This window comes from Pseudomonas sp. NBRC 111133 (genome assembly GCF_001320605.1).
Taxonomy (GTDB): domain Bacteria; phylum Pseudomonadota; class Gammaproteobacteria; order Pseudomonadales; family Pseudomonadaceae; genus Aquipseudomonas; species Aquipseudomonas monteilii.
The window spans coordinates 73370-93631 of record NZ_BCBJ01000062.1; the positions used below are offsets into that span (position 1 = coordinate 73370).

Below are 20262 nucleotides of genomic sequence, written 5' to 3' on the forward strand. Positions count from 1 at the left end.
GGGCACTCCTTGCCCTGGACCAGTGCCTGGCGGAAATGAAGGAGTTGCTGGATAGTGAGCAGCGTGAGAAAGCCCGGCGAAGTTGAACCTGCAGCAAGGCTCAGTGCTGCACGCCGGGGGAGCTGCGCAGCCCCTGCGAAAGCGCGCAGTGACCGATTGTTCCACTGAGTTCCACGGATCAGACGGCCTTGCGCGGGGCCTTCTTGCCACCGCCTTTACCATTGGCGCTGGGTTTATCCTGGGCTTTCTCACGCATGGTTACCGACGCCAAGCGGTGCGGCAGGATACCAATGCGCCGCGCCTCGACTTTGAACGTCACTCGCGCGTTGTCGTCGCTGTCCTCCCATTCCTCCTTGACCGTGCGGCCTTCGACCAGGACGCGCATGCCTTTTTGAAACAGCGTGCTCCAGTGTTCGGCGTCGCGGTGCCAGAGCTCGACGGGCGCCCAATAACCCCCGCGGTCCTCGTAACCACTCTCGCGCGGTACCGGGTTGTCGAAGTAGACGTTGAGCCGCAGCAGGCGTCGCGGTTCATCCGGGTTGGTGTTGAACTCCTGGTATTCCGGAACGCTGCCGATGTTGCCTTCACCAACAAACAAAGTACTCATGCGGATTACTCCTCGGAGGGGGAATGGGAAAGGGCGAGCTCGGCGGCCTGGAGCTTGCTGGCACCGGTAATGGCCTGGCGATACAGCGACTGCAGGCTGCTCATCTGCAGGTTCAGCACCACGCGGTTGGTCTCCAGCTGGTACAGCGCCTGCCGCAGACCAGCGTGCAGATGCGGCTGAACCACCGTCTCCTGCCACACCTGCACGCCCATGCGCTGAAAGTCCGGGCTACGCCAACGCAGGAAGTCAGTGCCCGTCGCGCTGTGCTGCACCACCAAGCGCAGATTCAGCAATGTGAAGGGTGGCTGCGCCATGATCGCCAGCATCACCGCCATCAACTCGGCGACCTGGGTGCGCAGGCGCAGGATCGTCTCGGCGAACTGCTGCAGCTCTCCCTTACCCTTAAAAGGCTTTAAAAGGCCTTTTAGGGAGGCACTTTGTGCGAGCTCGCGATAGGCATCTGCTGACAAGCGCCGGGCGATTGCATCGGCCAGGGTCATGGTTCACCCCCTTCGGACGGCTCATCCGGTGTCGGGAGCGCCTCGGCCTCTGGCGGGTCCGGTTGATCTGCTTGACCCAGCTCATCGGGAGTTGGGCCGCTAGTGCTTCGTGTGATCGGTGGGGCGAATTGGGAGCGGTGGCTGCCTTCGAGCACTTTGCGCGGGGGCGTGCCGAACTTGTCGATCGCGTCACGGGCGCGAGCATTGTTGGCGGCCATGTCCTCCCGGCTCACGCCGGCCAGTCGATAGCGCTGGGCCAGACCGAACAGGCTGCGCAGCTCGTGGGCACCGCGATCGATCCAGGTTTCCATGTCAGGACGACCGATCAAAGCCGTGTGGTGGGCGAGTAATACGCGCCGCACCAGGGTGTCGTAGTCGGTCAGCAGGTAGACCGCGAGAAAGCCGAGCTGGCTGCCGATGAACAGCGGCAGGGTGACGGGATGGATGTTGAGGTTTTTGCCGATATCGATCTGGGTGGGCAGGGCGCGCTCCACTCGACTGACCTGTTTGGTCAGCGCGCGCATTTCGGCCTTGGCCTGCAGCAGCTTGTCCTCCAGTTGCAGCATGAACCAATCAGCAAACGGATCATCCTGGCTGCTGGCATGCTTGAGCAGGTTGGTGACGCCGATGTAGCCGGCCATGCCCATGATCGGATGCACGCCTTCGCGGCCCATGCGGCCTTGCCATAGCCGCGCCGCGTGGTGGGTGTGCAGGGTGAGGGTGATGCTGCTGCGCAGGGAGCCCAGATTGAGCTGGTAGTGATCGGCCATCGCCAGTTACCTCGCCGTCGGAATGACGCCGACGATGGGCTGATCCGTAGAATCCGACGCGGATCAACGCGAAGGTGGTTCGCTCGCATTTTCAAGTAGTGGACGTCCCTGGATTTGATGGCATTGGCATCAAATCCACTGAGCTCCACTCCCTAGGTTGCTGTGCCGATGCCGCGGCAACGTTGCTTGAGTTCCTCCAGGCAGGAAAGGGCGAGGGGCGAGGCCGTGCGCTGACCACTGCGCTTGCTTCGTTCGGCTGGCTCTGTGGGTGTGGGGCTCACTGTGCGCGAAGGCGGGGTCTTGGGGGCCGAGGTCTCGGCACGAGCCGCCCACAGGGTGAATTCGCCCTGGCAGGCGCGCTTGATCAAACCCATCAGGTAGGCGACCGGTTTTCGGATCTCGCCGTGGGCGCAGCGAACCGCAGCTTCATTGATCACCGCTTGTTGCTGTTCGGGTTCGAGCTGACGCATCGCCTGGGTGGCCATGCGCCGCTCGTTCGAACTCAGCGGTAAATCCTCTGGCCATCGTGCCCGGCCGAACTCCACCTGCGCCAGTACCGTACTTTTTTTGCTTTGGTCTTTCTGTACTGTACGGCCGGCGTCGGCATTCCGAATCACAGCCGAAACCGGTGCATTGCGGCAGGGTTCGGAATCGGTGGCCGAGGGCTGAGAATTCCGAACGGGGTGGCACTGGCTTGGTTCGGAATTTTCTGCATACGCCCCTTCGTTCATTAACGGCAGTGCACGCTGCTGTGCTGGCGGCAGCGAGCCGAGTCTGTCCTTGTCGATCTGGGCGACCTTTGGGTCGGCTTGAATCTCGGCGATTACATGCTGTGTGACATCACGCACGCCCTTGGTGGCGTGGCTGAGATTCTGCTGTAGCAGCCCCGCATAGCCGCCATCCAGTTCCAACTGCTCGGCTGCGGTCAATGGATCGCCGTGCAAGACATAGACGCAACCGCGCAGGCAGCCCTGGGCATCACGCGAGCGGTCGACCAAGCTCAGCCAGCGGGTGGTTCTCAGGACGTTGAGTGCGCGGGCGATGGTCTCGCGCGATGCCTGGTTACCGCAGGGGCTGGCGGCCAGATACGGCTGCAGGTCCTCATACCGTGGCGTTTTGACCTGGCGCTCGGTGATCAGCCAGCGCAGCACCTGCCACGTGTTGCGCTCCAGCGGGGTCAGCCGACGATCGAGGAGTAATGCGTGTGGTAAGGGATTGTTGTCTCCGTAGTAGATCGTGCGCATTGCCGGCGGCGTAGCTGCGGACGCCTCTTGAGCTCTCGCCGCCTGCCATTCATTGCGACGCCGAAGGGCGTCGTAGCACTGACGCACCACATCCTGCCAGTCAACCTCGTAGAAGCTCAGCATGTCGTGCCTCCGTATAGCTCAACCTGTTGCCAGACCAGGGTTAGGCTGATGTGTTGTTCCTCGGCCAGCATCATCATGGTGTCCAGTGGGTCGTTGTCTGGATCCTCCGTGCGCAACTGGCTCCAGCGGTTCCACACGGCATGTTCCTGCGCTTCACTGAGCTGGACTGGCCGGCCGCGGTGGGTTTCGATTTTCAGCACGCGACGGCGCAGCGCTGTTTCCGAATGGTCCAGACCGAAGCAGCGGTACATGATGTTGGAGCTGGCGCCGAGCTTGAGGGCCCGGTTGATCAGGCGTTCGTTCTGTTCGTCGCGCTCGGCCTGGGCGATCAGCCGGCGAAGTACGGTGATATCGACCTTGACTTCGACCCAGGCGATTGAGGAGTGCGCCAGGTGGGACAGGGTGGTCGGCGGCAGCGACTGCAGGACCTCGATGTCTTCGTCGGCCAGGCCCAGGGCTTTGCAGCGCTGCAGGCGGCCATGGCGCAGCTCATGCAGCACCTGGTTCAACATCGCATGGTTCAATAGGTTGAAGGTCGTGCTCAAGAGGTAATTCCTCATGTTAACGATTGGACGACAGCGTCAGCTCGATCAACTGCCGGGCGTGGCGAATCAGGGAGTACAACTGCTCCAACTGGGCGTCGGGGAGTCGCTCAAGGCCCACGGTCAGGGCAGGGCGCTCGGCGAAGGGCAGGTCGTAGGCGCCAATCAACAACTGGCCAAACAGCGCGGCCGGCAGTTGCTGGCGTTGTTGCCAAGTCACGTCGTCCTGCAGGCGCAGCAAAGCCGAGAGCAACAGCTGAATGCCGGTGTGCCGGGGACTGAGGTTTCCGCCGTGTTCGAGCGTGAGAGTGAAACCCAAGCCGTCTGCGTGCGGGCAGACCATGGCACTGGCATCGGCATACTTGGCCAGGCCCGTGGCCAGCACGGCACAGCGCTCGCGCAAGATATTGATGTCATCCTGAGCTGGGGCAGGGGGAGAGAGTGAGCTCGAATGTGATTTGCTGATCTCAACGGTGGTTACCGGGGCCGCGATGAGTGGCTCGTCATCATTCAACGCCTCGCGGATAGTGGGTAGGCGGAGCTCCGGGGGCATCCAACTGTCATCGGCGCTGCTCTCCGGGTCCGCTACGGGCAGCTCACGGGCAGTTTCTGGCGTGTCCTCGATGGCAGGGGGCGGAGAGGACTCGGCGTGTGTCTCCTGCCTCAGCGCCTGAGGCATGTCCGCAGGAGGTGGTGAGCGTTGAGGCTCCTGATGCATCTCCAAGGCAAGCAAACGAGGTGTTTGCTTCAAAAAGACTGCCATTTTGGCAATCAGCTCGTCTTGCAGCTCACTTGAATCCAGTTCAGGCTTTTCACCGTCAAATGCTGACAGCACTTCAAACCACAGCAGCGCGAAGTGCTGAGGATTCCCCAGATACTGGTTCCAGATCGTCTCCGCCCGGCGTCGCAAGTTGATGATACGGCCGATGGCTGGTTTGCCAAGGCCTGCATATAACACTTGCGGAATGACCGGTAGCAGGTGTTCAAGCGTATCGAACATGCGGCTGATATGTGATTGCGAGATCGGGTAACCGCCCTTGCTCAACCGTGTGGAGAGCTCACGCTGGCTGAGTGGAGCACCCGGCGCCTGGAACATGTCCTGGAGTTTCGCCACCGCTAGGGCACGCTCGATGAACGTGAGCTGTCCATGCAGATCGCTCTCGGTCAGGTGCCCAAGCAAAGCATCCGACTCGGATTGCCAAGGGCGGAATAGGCAGTGGATGCGAAAGAAACGCTCGTCACGGGTTTCCTGCCAAAGTTCGCCGAGGATACTCAAGCGTGTGTTGCCGCCGTTGCGAATGATGAAGTGCGCCTCACCCGGGCGGCGGGTAATCGCAGGCGGTTGATCCAGGCCGCGCTCGCGGATCGACGCCTTGATGTCATCGTATAGCGGGTTGCGGACGACGCGCGGGTTGAGCTCGTAAGGACGCAGCTGTTCTAGGCTGACCAGCATGGGCGTGTCGCCGACTGGCGCCGGGGAAATCTCGCGACCATGCTTTTGCGGAAAATGCGTCTTCTGCAGTTGACGGGTGATGTCATCGGGCGTCAGCGGCTTCATCACTCACCCTCCAATCAGCCGCGACGGAGCAGTCGGCGGCCGGCAATTGAGGGTTGGCCGGATGCATGCGTGCTCGAGGCGGCCAGTCGCTCAGCCCACTGCGGGAACAACTCGACTGCAAGGGCGCGCATGACTGCTGCGGCGCAAGGACTGCGACCGCCAGGCGGCGGAGTGGGTTCGACACGGTGCGCAGGCAGCCCCAGTGAAGCGGCATTGGTATAGGCGACACGGTCTGGAATCACCGTGGTGCAGATGTTGACATGGGGATCGTCCTGGAAGGAGGCCTGTAGGCTCTGCATGATCAAGCGAGTGTCGCTGCGGTTGGCATTGACCTGATTGAGCAGCAGCTTCATCGGCGGCAAGGCGATGCCTAAATAGCGGTAAGGCTCCAACTCTTCAAACAGCCCCAGCGTGCCCCGGCGCAGCTCGCGCGCGGCGAGCATTTCTGGCTGGACCGGGCACAGTGCGCAATCGGAGGCGAGGATCACCATTTCCACGACCACGCTGCGCGCGCCTTGAGTATCGATGATCAGCACGTCGTAGTGATCCTCAAAGGCCGGCAGCAGGTTGCGCAGGCGCAGGCGCCCATCGGCCGCGTGCAGCAGGAGGGTACTGATGTGCCCGGCGCGGTCGTTGGACACGATGAGATCCAGGTGTTGGATCACGGTAGCGGAAATCACCTGCTCAGGTGCCGTGAGTCGCTGCGTGATGAGCTCGTAGCTGCCGGACTCTCGGGCTTCGCGCAAAGCGTAATAGCTGGACAGGGTTGGCTGGCTGTCCAAATCCAGTAGCAGGACATGCAAGCCGGCGTCAGCCAGTACACCGCCCAGGTTAGCGGCGACGGTTGTCTTGCCTGCGCCGCCCTTGGTCGAGATCAGCGAGAGGACGTCCATGATTCAGAGCCCGCTAGACAGCCGGTCCTGTACCCACTGCTCGATTTCCAGTGAGTCCCAACCCACGGCGCGCGTGCCGATGCGTCGACACTGCGGGAACTGGCCAGCCTTCATCAGGTTGTAGATGTGCGAGCGCTTGAAGCCTGTTTTTTGCTCCACTTCATCGCGGCGCATGATGTGCCGATCGGCAGTCAACGGTGCAGGGCTAGATGGTTGCATGATGTCACTCCTTAGCACCGGATGGCGCATGGTGGGATGTGACATTCAGTCAACAACGTGACTCGTTAAAAGTCATTGCCGGGCAACACGAAAGCATTGCCAGGCAACGCTCATTCATGGCTTGGGATAAAGGCTTCGGTTCGCTTCAGCGAAATGCCGATCTAAGGACCGCTTGCTAAGTCCGGCAACATCAGGATAGCGAATCATGATCTCATCAACGATCGCGGCTTGGCTTTTGAAACGGGACAGTGCCTGTCCGCTACTTGAAGTACCCAGCAAGAGTTGCAACAGTGCCGCGATTGCTCGATTTTTCACTGTCGCGCCTTGTTCACTCAGTGGCTCATGCTGCTCCAGTCGTGCTGCTAACACATTGCATTCGAGGTTTTTCGCTTCAAGTGCCTCTACTAGGTTTCGGCATTCATGACGGGTAGCAAGCAGCTCGCGTTCAGCATGTTTTTTGTCAGACAGCAGGCATAAATGAGCGCCCAAACTCACGTCGATTCGAGGATGATCACAGTGCTCAAATAGAAACCTGGGTAGGTCATCCGGATAGTAAAGCGTCACCCAGCGTCGTAGGTCAGTATGGCGAACGGTGAGAAAGGCACGTTCGATCGGCTGTCCCGGGGGAATAGCGTGGCCCAGCCAGCTGGCAGGAAGGTCATTCCACTCAATCGCATCGTATATACGGTCGATGTATTTTGGGAGATCAGGCCATTGAGGAAACAATAGACTCAGCTTTTCCGGGTATCGGCCAGCAGCCACTAGGATTTCGTGCTCATGTGTAATGAGATTGCTCCATCTCACGGCTGCTTCGAGCGGGGTGTAGTAGGTTTTGGATGAGTCCACGATTGACCTCCCTTCCTGGGAATGGACCGGTATGTTAAAAGGGGATCGTCAGCTCCCTAACCTTTTTCAAATGTGAGATGGGCGCTCTGGGTAGGCCTTCTCAGTTAATCCATTAGTTGGATGCATGCATGAAGACCGCAAATGGCTTTTTTGGTTCAGCGTCTACTGTGGTTAAGCGAATGAAAATAGAAAAAAATCATGGCCGTAGGGAAGTGGATATGGACTTTAAAATTAGATGTTCATTCTTTTTCAGGGAGTTAGGTGTCTTGATGCATTGGTAGTCAAAAAATAATGTAGAAGTGCTTTACCTTTTCTCGTTGGTGTGATGTGCCAGTGCCATCGGCAAGGTCACCAGGTAACACTCGTATTCCAGATTTTCCGGCTAACAAGCGAGTCCATGTGGTCTCGGCGCCACATCCCAGTGGCCCAACGATGCCTATTCCTGTCACCACGATTCGTTTTGTATTTTGAGTGCTCATATCATCACCGCTCATTTCATCTGTGCGACGTCTCACAACGAGCACTGTTGGGTAAATTCTCAAATTGCCAATTTGATTAGGCTCCGCGCTTCTCGCCGGCCTTCAATCAGTGGTTGCGACGTCGAAGATAAAGCAGGTTGTCGTTGCATGGGCGTACAGCTTGCCTTGCTCATCTTCGATGTGAGCTTCGGCCGTAGCGAGACGCCTGCCTCCGTGGATCAAGCGACCAGTCGCGCGAAGTGGGCCGGTCTTGTGTGAGGCCGGCCGCACGATGTTGATATTCAGTCCGGCCGTCCTGTAGGAACGCCCGGCGGGCAGCATAGTCTGTACCGCGCAACCTAGCACCGAGTCCATAAGCGCGGAAAACCACCCACCATGCACGCTTCCTAGCGGGTTGTAGTGCTGTAGCAGTGGAATACCCTGAAACACCGCATGCCCCTCGCCGACCTCCAGCAGCGTCATATTCATGGTTTCATTCATGGGCGGGTAAGGCAGTTCGCCGGACATCATGGCCTCAAGAATCTCTCGGCCGCTCTTGCCGACGAGCTGCTCCATTTGAGCGAGACCAGGTAATCCACCGCCATCGCGAATACGCTGCATCGCGTCTGCCTGTTGGCGTCTCCATAGAGGTGTTGCCTGATTATTCCCCATGACTGTCTCCTATACGTTCTACAAACGATCCATTCCTATGCGCGTTCAGAACTCGCATCGAAGGTTTGGGATTTAGCGATGGCTGCGGGCGATGTGTTCACCGGCAAGCACAGGACTGCGGTGAGCAGTGACAAGCCGATATGGCACAGATAGATGGCATTGAAGTCGGCGCGCTCCAAGCTGGGACTGCCGAGGAGCAGAACGGTCAGTGCAACGCCCATGACCGATCCGATCTGTCGTATGGCCTGGTTGATCGCGCCGCCCACGGCATAGTGGTCAGCCGGCAGGCGACTGACGGCCGCGCCCGACAGCGACGGCATCACCATGCCGATGCCGACTCCACTGAGTAACATGCCCGGCAGCCACTGCGTGAGGTAGGCTGGCTCAACGCCTGGTACGAACAGAAACCACAAGGCACTGACCGCATAAATCAGGCACCCGGTCAGCAGCAGCGGACGGTGCCCGTACCTGCCCGCCACGCGACCCGAAAGCGCTGCTACCGGCACCACCGTCAGTGGTCCAGGCATCATGGCCAGGCCGGCCAATGGCAGCGGATACTTCCAGATCGCGCTCATGTAGAAGAAGAATGCGAAAAACATCATCGAGAACGCGATGCCGAAGCTCAACGTTGCGAGATTGACGTAGCGGTATGTGCGGTTGCGGAACAAGCGCAAATCAACGAGCGGGGCAGAGGCAGTCTGCGCCCAAACGACGAAGCCGATGATGCAAACCAGCCCGATGCTCGCTGCGCCCAGCAGTTCATGGCGTGACCATGCCTGGGACTCCGACTGCACAATCGACAGTGCCAAAGCGCCGATGCCGGTGATCAGCAAGCACATGCCGACTAGATCCAACGGGCGTCCCTTGGTCTGTAGCTTCGTCTCCGTTAGCAGCCTGGCTCCTTGCCAGATCGCCAGAATCCCCACAGGCACGTTCAGGTAGAACGCTAACTGCCAACCAAACGATGCGATCACGAACGAACCCAGGCTGGGGCCGACCGCCGCAGCCAGACCGCCGACCGCACCCCATAGACTCACTGCCACCGCGCGCTTGGTGGTTGGGAACGCTGCCAGCACAAGCGAGAGCGAGGCGGGCGTGAGCAAGGCGGCGCCAATAGCTTGCAGAGCTCTTGCTGCCACCAGCCATTCCACACTGTTCGCAAGGCCGCAGGCAACGGAGGCCGCCACGAACAGTGCGACACCTCCGAGGAACACCTTCTTACGCCCGTGCCTGTCCGCCAATCCGCCCGCCGGAATCAGCATCGCCGAATAGACTACAGTGTACGCATTGAGCACCCAGGATAGGTCTGCCGGCGTGGCTTGCGGAAATCCCACCCGCAAGGCATTGAATGCCGCGAAAAGCATGGTGCCATCCATGGACACGAGAAACACTGCGACGCTGACCACCCAGAACACCGGCCATGGCGAAATGGCGCCGGGCGGATTGAATGTGGGGGCCTGTTCGCTGCGGGGCGGCGAGGCTAGGGTGGTATGGCTGTCCAGGGGGGGCATGGCGCGGCTCCGCTTATTGGGTGCAATTGATCTCTCGGAGCTGAGCGTATGGAGTGATCGCCGCTACGATATGGCACGGATTGGCTCAGGCTAACCCAAACGTCTTTCTCAACCCCTTCCCGACGGGGCCGGCAGGCATGAAGCGGCGCAGCTTGGCCAGAAGCGATGCTTTTCCTTTGGGGGTGCGTCGCATCTTCCAGGCCCCCAACGCCGCATCGACGATCGTGCTGGCCACGCCTTCAGGGTCGGGCGCCTTCTGGACATTCTTCTGGATGGCCTGGGTGACCATGCCGAACTGTTGGCTGTAGTCCGGGATCTTGCGAACGGTCTGCGGTGCGTTGAGATCCAGGTTCGTCCTGGTGAATGAGGGTTCAACCAGTACGACACGAACCCCAAACTGGCGCACCTCGTGATCCAGGGTTTCGGAGAGTCCTTCCACAGCGTGCTTGGATGCTGAGTAAAGCGCCATGTATGGCGCCGGCAGAAAGCCCAGCACGGAACTCACATTGACGATGCGACCGGAGCCTTGCGTGCGCATGTGGGGCAGTACTGCCTGGATCGTGCGAAGCAGGCCGTAGAGGTTGGTGTCGAACAACGTCTGAGCTTCGGCAACTGACGTTTCTTCCATTGCGCCGAGCAGGGTGACGCCTGCGCTGTTGACCAGGACGTCGATCCGCGCGGCCTGTGCAATGATGGACTCGATGCCACGTCGCACCGATTCTCCACTGCGGACATCCATTTCGATGAGCGTCACGCCGGAGATCGCCTGTGCCTTTCCCGTATTGCGCACGGTGCCGAACACGCGGCAGCCATGTGCTGCAAACTCGATAGCGGTAGCGCGTCCGATACCCGTTGATACGCCTGTGATGAGAACGACTTTGGATTTAGACATGGCGGATCCTTTTTGTGTGATGGGTTGGAGAGAGGCGATCAGCTTTGCGAAGGAGCCGGTCTGATCTTGAACCAGATGGAGTACATTGCCGGCAGGAACACTAAGGTCATGATCGTGCCCACGAACGTGCCGCCAATCAGGGTGTAGGCCAAGGTGCCCCAGAACACCGAGTGTGTAAGCGGGATGAACGCCAGGATGGCGGCCAGCGCCGTGAGCAGAACCGGCCGTGCGCGTTGCACCGTTGCCTCGACCACGGCGTCGAAGGGCGCAAGGCCTTCGAGCTGGTTGTGTTGAATCTGGCCAATCAGGATCAACGTGTTGCGCATTAGAATCCCTGAAAGCGCAATCAAGCCAACCAGTGCGTTGATCCCGAAGGGCTGCCCGAATAGCAGCAGCACCGGTACCACACCGATCAATCCCAGCGGCGAGGTCAGGAACACCATGACCATTGCAGAGATCGAGCGCACCTGCAGGATAATGGTCAGCAACGTCAGGGCAATCATGATCGGCAGCAGCGGAACAATTGTCTGGCTTGCCTTGCCCGACTCCTCGGTGGAGCCAGCCATTTCGATCTTGTAGCCGCTTGGCAGCGAGCTGATGATCGGCTGCAGGTCTTTCCAGATGGCAGCGGATACATCAGGTGGCTGCAGCCCCTCGGCGATATCGCCGCGCACAGTCATGGTCGGCGTGCGGTCGCGGCGGCGCAGGATGGGGTCTTCCATACGGATACCCACCTCGCCGATTTGCGAAACCGGAACTCGCTGGCCGTTCGCGCCCACCAGGGTAAAGCTTTCGATCTGGGCAGGGTCGAGCCTGACCCGGCCAGCGGCGCGGCCGACAACCTGCACCGAGCGGATATCTTCCCTGACCGAGGTGATCGGCACGCCGTTCAGCAGAAACTGCAGCTGCTGCGACACCGAGGCGGACGTCAGGCCAACCGACTGCAGGCGGTCCTGGTTCAGCGCGAAATGCAGCGTAGGCACCAGCGGGCCCCAGTCGGTGTTGACGGTCTTCATCATCGGGCTTGCCTGCAGCACGCCTTGAACCTGGGCTGCAATCTGGCGCAGTTGCGCGGTGTCGGGGCCCATCACCCGGTACGCGACGGGGTAGGGTGAGTAGGGGCCAAACACCAGCTGTGCGACCCGAACTTGAGCTTCCGGCGCCAAACCTTCGGAGGCTGCCTCCCGCAAGCGATGCTTGAGGCGTTCGCGAGCGTCCTGGTTTTCCGTCAGCACGACGATCTTGGCGAAGGACGGGTCGGGCAGCTCAGGTGCCATGGCCAGGAAGAAACGCGGTGGGCCCTGGCCGATGTAACTGGTGACAATCCTGGCTTCTTCCTGCTTGCGCAGCCAGGCCTCGACCTTGATTGCGGTGGCATTGGTCTGCTCGATGGAAGTGCCGTAGGGTAGCTGCAACTCCACCAGTACTTCGGGGCGGTCGGAGGTTGGGAAGAATTGTTTCTTCACCACCCCCATGCCCAGCACGGCAATGACAAACGTGGACACCACGGAGCCTGCTACGAGCCATTTGTGGGCGATCACCCAGCCCAGTAAAAGGCGGAAGCGGTTGTAGTGACGGGTGTTGTAGATAGCCGCGTGGCCGCCTTCGACCGTCTTGATCTGCGGCAGCAACTTCACCCCCAGATAAGGCGTGAAGGCGACTGCCACCACCCAGGACGCAATCAAGGCGATGCCGACAATCCAGAACATGTTGCTGGTGTATTCGCCGGCGGTGGACTGGGCAAAACCGTTGGGCATAAAGCCGATTGCGGTGACCAGGGTGCCGGCGAGCATTGGGGCAGCAGTATGGCTCCAGGCATAGGCCGACGCCTTGATGCGGTCGTAGCCTTCCTCCATTTTCACCACCATCATTTCGATGGCGATGATTGCATCGTCGACCAGCAGCCCCAATGCCAGGATCAGCGAGCCGAGGGTGATCCGGTCGAAGTTCTTGCCCGTTGCGGCCATCACCACGAAGACGATCGCCAGGGTCAATGGCACCGCGGCTGCCACCACGACACCGACGCGCCAGCCCATGCTGACGAAGCACACCAGCATCACCACCAGCAAGGCCACGAAGAACTTGACCATGAACTCGTCGACGGACGAGGTGATGTTTACCGCCTGGTCGGTCACCTTGCTCAGCGTCATGCCCAACGGCATCGCTGCGTTTATCTGGGCGGTTTCCTGCTGCAGGGCTTTGCCCAGGTCCAGGCCGTTCCAGCCTTCGCGCATGACAATACCCAGCAGCAGCGCCGGTTCTCCGTCATGGCGTACCAGGAATGTCGCGGGGTCTTCGTAGCCACGTTCGACGCTGGCCACATCGGCAAGCTTGAGTGTGCGGCCCTTGGTCACCACCGGCGTTTCGCGGATTTTTGCCAGTTGGTCGAAGGCGCCATCGACCCGCACCACCACTTGCGGGCCGCGGGTTTCAACGGACCCTGCCGGCGACAGCGCATTCTGGCTGTCCAGCGCGGCAAAAATATCCTGCGGGGTGACCCCGAGCGTGGCCAGGCGGTCATGGGAAAACGACACGAAGATCCGCTCGGCCTGCTCGCCAATGATGTTGACCTTCTTGACGCCGGGCACATGCAGCAGTTGCTGGCGCAGGGTTTCGGCATCGCGTACCAGTTCGCGCTGGGGCTCGCCCTTGGCCTTCAGCGCGTACACGGCAAAGGTGACGTCGGAAAACTCGTCGTTGAGCATCGGGCCAAGCACACCGGCAGGCATGAGCCTGGCTTGGTCACCGACTTTCTTGCGGGCCTGGTAGAACTCTTCCTGCACGGCGGACGGCGGCGTCTTGTCCAGCAGCGAAACCATGGTGAAGGCCAGGCCAGGTCGGGTGTAGGTTTCGCTGCGGTCGTACCAGCGCAGTTCCTGCATGCGCTTTTCCAGGGGTTCGGCGACCAGGTCCTGCATCTGCTGCGCAGTGGCGCCGGGCCAGGCAGTGATGATGGTCATCTGCTTGACGGTGAAGGGCGGGTCTTCGGCACGACCCAGCTTGAAGAAAGCGAGCGTGCCCGCAAAGGCGATCAGCAGGATCAGGAATAGGGTGATCGACCGCTCGCGGACTGCCAGCGCCGACAGGTTGAAACGCGACTGGCTCATCGCGGCTGCTCCGTGGCCTGGGCGACCTGAGCCTGTTCCATGACCTCGGCACCGTCGCGCAGCAGGTGCGCACCCAGCGCCACCACCCGGTCGCCGGGGTTCAACTCTCCCTTCACTACAGCGTTCTCGTCACTGACACTCAGTACATCGACTGCGCGTCTGGTCACCTTGGCCGGCTCGCCAGCAATCACCCACACGCTTGCACCTGCGCCCTGGTCAAAGAGTGCACCGACGGGCACCTGTCTGGCCCCGGATGGGCTACTGGCCTTGGCAATATCAAGCGTGACGGTTGCCCCCAGCGGGGCGCTCGCCAAAGCCCCGGTCAGCACGTACCGGGCCTCGAATGTCCGCGTGGCGGGATCGGCGGCATCGGAAAGCAGGCGCAACTTAGCGGGCAAGGCCTGCGCGGGCTTGCCGAACAGCGTTGCAACGGCGGTAGAACCTAATTCCGGTCGCAGGGTTTCCGGCAAGTGCACGACAGCTTCGCGCTGGCCGGCCCGGGCGACTCTCACCACGGCCTGGCCCGCGGCGACGACCTGGCCGGGTTCGGCGAAGGTATCCATCACCACACCCTCGGCATCGGCCAGCAGTACGGCGTAGTCGGTGGCGTTTCTGGCAACGTCAGCCTGTGCCTGCGCGGCACTGAGCTGGGCCTTTGCAGAATCCGCTGCAGCTTTGAGCTGGTCGTAGTAAGAGGCCGAGACCGCCCCCTCGGCCACCAGCCCACGATAACGCGCTTCGTCGTCAGCGGTCTGCCTGGCCCGTGCCCGGGCCGCCGCCACCGCTTCCTGCTGGGCGCGTGCCTGCAGATTCAAGTCCACCGGGTCCAGGCGCATCAAAGGCTGCCCGCGCTTGACTGTTTCGCCGGTGTCGACCAGGCGTTGCAGGACCTTGCCGGAGACGCGAAAGCCGAGGTCACTCTGGGTGCGCGCGACGACTACTCCGGTAAAGGAACGTGCAGGCTCTACGGCGTCCTGCACAACCGCAGCCCTGACCACCGGCGGCTTGTCTCGCGGGTCTTTGGCAGGGGCTGAATCGCCGCAGGCGACGAGGGTGAGGGGCAGTAAGCAACCGACTATTGCGGCAGGACGCAGGCGCATGGGATCCCTTTCTCAAAAAGCGATGTAGGAATCCCATTTTTATACTAGTGACCAAATATGTCAATGGTCACGATGTCTCAAGGCGCGAGACTTCTGAGTATCAACGCTGGCAGTTGAATGATCGCGTCCTGCAGCGTGTCCAGGTTGTGCTGCAGCAGCGCGGCATTCACGTAAGGCCGCATGATCAGGAAAATTCCCAGCGTCGACTCGTCCTGCGGGGTCTTGCGCTCGAACTCTCCGGCGTCACGCCCCTGTGCAAGGATCTGCTGAATGATTTGGCTGATAGTGGCTTCATGGGCTTTGACCGACGACCACTGATCGCGCGATGCCACGGCAGCTATGTCGTAGAGCTTGCGGTCGTGAAAGAAAAGATCGGAGCCACCCTCGGCAACGGCCCGGAACAGACGCCTTAGCTTTTCGGAGGCGGTGGGCGCATCGCCGGTCGCGGCCTCGATACGCTGCCTGATCAGCGCTAGTCGGCTGGAACAGATCACCTCGCCGATGGCTTGCTTGGATTCAAAGAACTTGTAGATGTAGGCCTTTGAAAAGCCGATCGCCTTGGCCAGGTCAGAGACCGTGGTCTTGTCATAGCCATAGTGGGCGAAGTGCTCCATGGCCGCCTGGATGATCTGATCCCTCACGTCGTGGTCAGCAGGCCCCCGCGCCGGCGAGGGTGGAGAAGATTTAGTCATTCTTGAAACATCCTGGAACTGATTGACAGCTTGTGACCAAAATATAATATGGTCACAACCCTTCTTGGTCTACGAGAATCATCATGCTGCCCTATCGAACGCTTGCTCTGTTGTTGAGCTCCAGTCTCACAGCAGGGTGCATGGTTGGCCCGGATTATAAACAGCCAGAGGTTCCGCTGGCCGATCATTACATCACCGCCGCGCAGGTGAATGCTGCCGGTGGTACCCCGTCCGTCAACCTGGATACCTGGTGGGAAAGCTTTGCAGACCCTGTGTTGACCAGGCTTATGGGCCAGGCGCTGGAGCAGAACCTGGGTTTGGCGCAGGCACAGGCCCGAGTCGTTCAGGCACGCGCTGTGCTGGGGTCAGCTAACGCCGCCCTGGTGCCGTCGGCAGCGATTGATGGCCAGGCTGCGCGCGCGCGCCAGTCGGTGGAAACGCCACTGGGGCAGGTGCTGAATTCGATGCCCGGCTATGACCGCTACGGCAACAGCTATGAACTCGAATTGGGGGCAAGTTGGGAAGTCGACCTGTTTGGCGGGCTGCGCCGTGACCGGGAAGCGGCCTTTGGCGAGTACCAGGCGTCTGCAGCGGGCGCGGTTGCAACGCGCCTGGCAGTTGCTGCGCAAACCGCAGATATCTACACCACGGCAAGGGGGCTGCAAGCGCGCCTGGCTATCGCGCAGAAGCAGGTGCAAACGCAACAGGACCTTCTGGCCAAAGTCAGCCTGCTCAACCGTAAAGGCGTGGCGGCCGATTTCGAGGTTCGTCAAACCGAAGGTGAGCTGGCGCAGGTCGAGGCGACTGTACCGGTACTGCGCGCGGGCCTGGAGGGTGCGCTGAATGCCCTGGACGTCATGCTGGGGACTGCGCCGGGTACCCATCGAGCGTTGATGGCAACTGCCTCGCCCATCCCAGAGGTGCCTGCGCTTGCGCAAATCGGCGCACCGGCTGATCTGCTCCGTCGTCGCCCCGACCTGATCGCGGCCGAGCGCAGGCTGATGTCTACCAATGCCATGATTGGCAGTGCGATCAGCGAGTACTACCCCAAGTTCTCGTTAGGCGCCATGATCGGCAGCGCCTCGACTTCGGCAGGAGCGCTGTTCAGCGGCGATGCCAACCAGTCAGCAGTTTTGCTGGGCCTGAGGTGGCGACTATTCGACTTTGGCCGCATCAATGCACAGTTAGACCAGGCCAAAGGGCGCGAAGCTGAAGCGCTGGCCTTCTATAAGCAATCGGTATTGAGCGCTTCGCAAGACGTTGAAACCGCTTTGTCTGCATTGGTCAACCGCCAGGCGCAGGCACGGGCACTGAAAAGCGCTGAGGTGTCACTGGAGCGCGCTCGTCGGTCGTCCTTCGTAGCCTTCGAGAATGGTGCGGCAAGCCTGATCAACGTGTTGAACGCCGATCAACAGTTGCTCCGGGCGTCGGACTCGCGAGCAGTTGCTCAAACCGAAGCAGTGCGTGCTGCGATCGCTACCTACCGTGCTCTAGGCGGTGGATGGTCACTTAATTCAGAAATGGCACAGCGATAATCTGACTGCTCAATGTCCTGGTCGAGAGCAGTTGGGAGCGGCGATCCCGGCCGGGACGTATCGCTGTCGCCCTTTGCATAGATCCGTTGATGCGGAACTATCGCATGCGGCCTCTGCCTGGGGTAGGTGGCGCGTAGTGATCCAGGTGATATGAATTTGCATTTCTGGGGGTGTAATAAGGGGGTGGCAAGACGTGCGTAACGCCACCACTGAAATGGGAGGCGCTGTGGATTCAGACAATAGTTCAGAATCTTTCTTCGGCAGAGCGCGGCACGGAAGAACCTGTCGGTGCGTATCCCGGCGTTCCGGAACACGTGCTAGGTCGCAAATGAGTCCAGAGTTGAGGCTATTACCGTTTCAGGGATAGCTGAAAAATTTCAGATTTCAAAGGCTCGCAGGCCCGATGCGAGTCTCGTTTCCCGCTCAGCATTCATCGCCCGCAGACGATTCTTACCGGGCATGCGGGCATTTCGCCTAATCCGTATGCGCTAACAGCGCAGCATTTTTGCGTAGTTGATCCAAGTAATTTGCCCATTGTTGTGCCGCCTCGCGGCGCTGTGGCAGCAGTTGGGCGCGCGCGTAAACCGCGCCCAGCGCGCCCGGCATGCGGTGAGACAAAGACAACTCCAATACAATCGGATCGACGCCCAAATGCTCGTGGGCGATAGTGCGGTAGGTGGCGCGGAATCCGTGCGCGGTGATGGGGTAGTCCGGCCATATCCGCTGATAGGCTTTGGCCAAGGACGTGGCGTCAATTGGGTAGCCCGGATAGACCGGTGAGACAAAGACCCAGCCATTCCCCGCCTCATCCACCACTCGCCGTTCATGGAGCTCACGCAACAGCACAAGGGCCTGCTCCGGCAGTGGCACGATGTGTTTGCTCTTGTCCAGATGGCGGGTCTTCCCAACAATATAACGCCAATCGGCGCTGACCAGATCGACGTCTTCCCAGCGCATTTTCACCAGCTCGCCAGGGCGAACGGGCAGCATGACTAGCATGCGCATCGCTGTGCTCACACTGCTTGGGTTTAGTTGATCCAGACGCAGCAGAAAGTGACCCAAATCGGCTGGTCGTTCGATCGCTGGATTGCTGATCACCACATGGCGAACCTTAAGCTCTTCGGTGTTGCTCAGGGCCACGTTGCGCTCCACCCAGCCACGGCCCTCGGCAAAGCCGAGGACGGCGCGGATGATGGTACGCACGCGCTTTGCCATGGCCAGTGTGCGTGCGCGGCGCAGGGTAGCGATGATCTCGATGATGTGGTCCAGCTTGATCTCGCTGACGGGGATGCTGCCGATCGTGGGCAGGATGTGATTGTTCAACGCGCCGCGGAAGCCCGCGAGGGATTTGCTCACGAGGTCGTGCGATTTGAAGGCCAGCCACTGTTCGGCTACGTAACTGAAGGTGCGTTCCTCATTGAGTAACTGCTCGGCGATTTTCTTGCGTTTGGCCTTCAGCGGGGCGACGTGATGGGCTACGTTCTGGCGCGCGGCTCGGGCCAAGTCGCGGGCGTCTTTCAAGCCAATGTCGGGATAGCGGCCGATTGCGTACACGTTCTCCTTACCATGTAGGCGATACCTCATCCGCCAATATTTAGCAGCAGGCTTGTTCGACTTCTGCGAGGCCTGGACATGAAGGTACAGACCGGGCACCTCGCCGTCAGCGTACTTGCCGGGCTCGGCAATGGCGCGCAGGAAAGCATCGCTGAGTTTTCGCCGCAGTCCAGGCGTAGGGAGGGAAGTCGTCATGTGCGGGTACTTTTTTTCGAAACAGAAAAAGTACCCAAAAATATACCCGCAGACGCGTTGGAAATGGGCGGAATACGACGGACGGCATTGGGCTTGAGGTGAAGTTAAGATGCTGAATTTATTGGAATTTCTGGATCTCAGTGGAAGTCAGTCACAAGCTATCGGGATCCCCGAAGAACATCTGGATCCTCGACCGTAACCACCGCTCCGCCGGGTCGTTATCCTGCGCTCCACGCCAAGCCATGTGCAGCTCGAAACTGCGCACGGGTATCGGCAAGTCCTCGGCACGCAAACCACCCGCCGCCGTCAGTGCATCGGCCGTGTAGTCCGGCACCGTCGCCACGATATCCGTGCCTGCCAGCAAGCTTCCCAGCCCGTTGAACTGCGGCACCGCCAGCACCACATGGCGCTTGCAACCAATCTCTTCCAGCGCTTCGTCGATAAACCCGGAAAGGTCCCCGGCAAACGACACCAGCGCATGCGGGCGCGCACAGAAGTCGTCCAGGGTGATGCTGCCGGGCACGCTGTCGGCCCGCAGCAGTTTCGGCATGCTGCGGCGCAGTACTTTGCGCTTGGCGTTGGCCGGCAGTTCGCTGGTGTAGCTGACGCCCACCGAAATCTCGCCCGAAGCCAGCAACGTCGGCATCAGCAGGTAATTGACCCGCCGCACCACCAGCACGATACCAGGCGCTTCTGCGCGAATGCGCTTGAGCAACTGTGGCAGCAGGGCGAACTCGGCGTCGTCCGACAGGCCGATGCGGAAGACGGCATTGCTGGTGGCGGGGTCGAACTCGGCCGCGCGGCTCACCGCCGTGGAAATGGAGTCCAGCGCCGGCGACAGCAGGGCGAAGATCTCGTGGGCCCGCGCCGAGGGCTCCATGCTGCGGCCGGTGCGTACGAACAGCGGGTCGTCGAACAGGTTGCGCAGGCGCGACAGGGCCGCGCTGATGGCCGGTTGGCCGAGGAACAGTTTTTCCGCGGCACGGGTCACGCTGCGCTCGTGCATCAGCGTTTCGAACACGATCAGCAGGTTGAGGTCTACGCGACGCAGGTCGTTTCGATTCATCGGTGCGCTTCGCCTAAAGTGGGGCAGGGATGAATCTTAAGGCCAAAGGCTGTTACCCTGCACGGGTTTAGGGGGACCAATTGCAGGGAAAGTGAGGTGCCCAATCGATGACAAGCATGTCGACTATTAATGACCGCTGATGGTCTAACCGGTAAAGCCCGGATAGAGTCAGTGGTAA

Annotated in this window: 19 protein-coding genes; 1 reads left to right on the forward strand and 18 read right to left on the reverse strand. The window is 60.5% G+C overall.

Going from position 1 to position 20262, the window contains the following annotated elements:
* Positions 1-178: 178 nt before the first annotated feature.
* The 16 genes from APH36_RS12920 to APH36_RS12985 form a co-directional block, all read right to left on the reverse strand.
* Positions 179-607 (reverse strand): single-stranded DNA-binding protein, encoded by a 429-nt coding sequence (locus APH36_RS12920; RefSeq protein WP_060498935.1) that lies wholly within the window; start codon positions 605-607, stop codon positions 179-181.
* Between the two features lie 5 nt (positions 608-612).
* A complete protein-coding gene (locus APH36_RS12925; protein ID WP_060498936.1) occupies positions 613-1107 on the reverse strand; it encodes a DUF3158 family protein in 495 nt (164 codons plus the stop codon).
* Positions 1104-1877 (reverse strand): PFL_4669 family integrating conjugative element protein, encoded by a 774-nt coding sequence (locus tag APH36_RS12930; RefSeq protein WP_060498937.1) that lies wholly within the window; start codon positions 1875-1877, stop codon positions 1104-1106. Before APH36_RS12930 ends, APH36_RS12925 begins: the two co-directional genes overlap by 4 nt.
* 152 nt (positions 1878-2029) lie before the next feature.
* Entirely contained in the window at positions 2030-3244 is a 1215-nt protein-coding gene (locus tag APH36_RS12935; RefSeq protein ID WP_060498938.1) for an STY4528 family pathogenicity island replication protein, read from the reverse strand.
* Positions 3238-3789, reverse strand: a complete 552-nt coding sequence (locus APH36_RS12940; protein WP_060498939.1) for a DUF2857 domain-containing protein — start codon at positions 3787-3789, stop codon at positions 3238-3240. Before APH36_RS12940 ends, APH36_RS12935 begins: the two co-directional genes overlap by 7 nt.
* 16 nt (positions 3790-3805) lie before the next feature.
* Positions 3806-5344 (reverse strand): ParB family protein, encoded by a 1539-nt coding sequence (locus APH36_RS12945; protein WP_060498940.1) that lies wholly within the window; start codon positions 5342-5344, stop codon positions 3806-3808.
* 14 nt (positions 5345-5358) lie between these two features.
* Positions 5359-6237, reverse strand: a complete 879-nt coding sequence (locus APH36_RS12950) for a ParA family protein (protein WP_060498941.1) — start codon at positions 6235-6237, stop codon at positions 5359-5361.
* Between the two features lie 3 nt (positions 6238-6240).
* On the reverse strand, positions 6241-6456 hold the full coding sequence (locus APH36_RS12955; protein WP_060498942.1) for an AlpA family transcriptional regulator: 216 nt from the start codon (positions 6454-6456) through the stop codon (positions 6241-6243).
* Between the two features lie 114 nt (positions 6457-6570).
* Complete coding sequence (locus APH36_RS31660) at positions 6571-7302, reverse strand: hypothetical protein (RefSeq protein WP_156342138.1); 732 nt, start codon at positions 7300-7302, stop codon at positions 6571-6573.
* Between the two features lie 281 nt (positions 7303-7583).
* Complete coding sequence (locus APH36_RS30755; protein ID WP_374754795.1) at positions 7584-7796, reverse strand: beta-ketoacyl synthase N-terminal-like domain-containing protein; 213 nt, start codon at positions 7794-7796, stop codon at positions 7584-7586.
* Between the two features lie 87 nt (positions 7797-7883).
* On the reverse strand, positions 7884-8381 hold the full coding sequence (locus APH36_RS12960; protein WP_218187325.1) for a PaaI family thioesterase: 498 nt from the start codon (positions 8379-8381) through the stop codon (positions 7884-7886).
* Positions 8382-8467: 86 nt separating this feature from the next.
* Positions 8468-9943: an MFS transporter gene (locus APH36_RS12965; RefSeq protein WP_060498944.1), complete on the reverse strand. Its 1476-nt coding sequence runs from the start codon at positions 9941-9943 to the stop codon at positions 8468-8470.
* A gap of 85 nt (positions 9944-10028) precedes the next feature.
* Positions 10029-10835, reverse strand: a complete 807-nt coding sequence (locus APH36_RS12970; protein WP_060498945.1) for an oxidoreductase — start codon at positions 10833-10835, stop codon at positions 10029-10031.
* Positions 10836-10873: 38 nt separating this feature from the next.
* Positions 10874-13942, reverse strand: a complete 3069-nt coding sequence (locus APH36_RS12975; RefSeq protein WP_060498946.1) for an efflux RND transporter permease subunit — start codon at positions 13940-13942, stop codon at positions 10874-10876.
* Positions 13939-15042, reverse strand: coding sequence for an efflux RND transporter periplasmic adaptor subunit (locus APH36_RS12980; RefSeq protein ID WP_060498947.1), 1104 nt, complete (start codon positions 15040-15042; stop codon positions 13939-13941). Before APH36_RS12980 ends, APH36_RS12975 begins: the two co-directional genes overlap by 4 nt.
* Before the next feature lie 77 nt (positions 15043-15119).
* Positions 15120-15734: a TetR/AcrR family transcriptional regulator gene (locus APH36_RS12985; protein ID WP_060498948.1), complete on the reverse strand. Its 615-nt coding sequence runs from the start codon at positions 15732-15734 to the stop codon at positions 15120-15122.
* Between the two features lie 83 nt (positions 15735-15817).
* Between APH36_RS12985 and APH36_RS12990 the strand changes: the two genes are divergently transcribed.
* Entirely contained in the window at positions 15818-17269 is a 1452-nt protein-coding gene (locus tag APH36_RS12990) for an efflux transporter outer membrane subunit (RefSeq protein WP_060498949.1), read from the forward strand.
* Positions 17270-17743: 474 nt separating this feature from the next.
* Here the strand turns inward: APH36_RS12990 and APH36_RS12995 are convergent, their stop codons facing one another.
* Together APH36_RS12995 and APH36_RS13000 are read right to left on the reverse strand one after the other, a co-directional pair.
* Positions 17744-19018, reverse strand: a complete 1275-nt coding sequence (locus APH36_RS12995) for an integrase arm-type DNA-binding domain-containing protein (protein WP_060498950.1) — start codon at positions 19016-19018, stop codon at positions 17744-17746.
* A 151-nt stretch (positions 19019-19169) separates the two neighbouring features.
* Positions 19170-20084: a LysR family transcriptional regulator gene (locus APH36_RS13000; RefSeq protein ID WP_060498951.1), complete on the reverse strand. Its 915-nt coding sequence runs from the start codon at positions 20082-20084 to the stop codon at positions 19170-19172.
* Between the last annotated feature and the right edge of the window lie 178 nt (positions 20085-20262).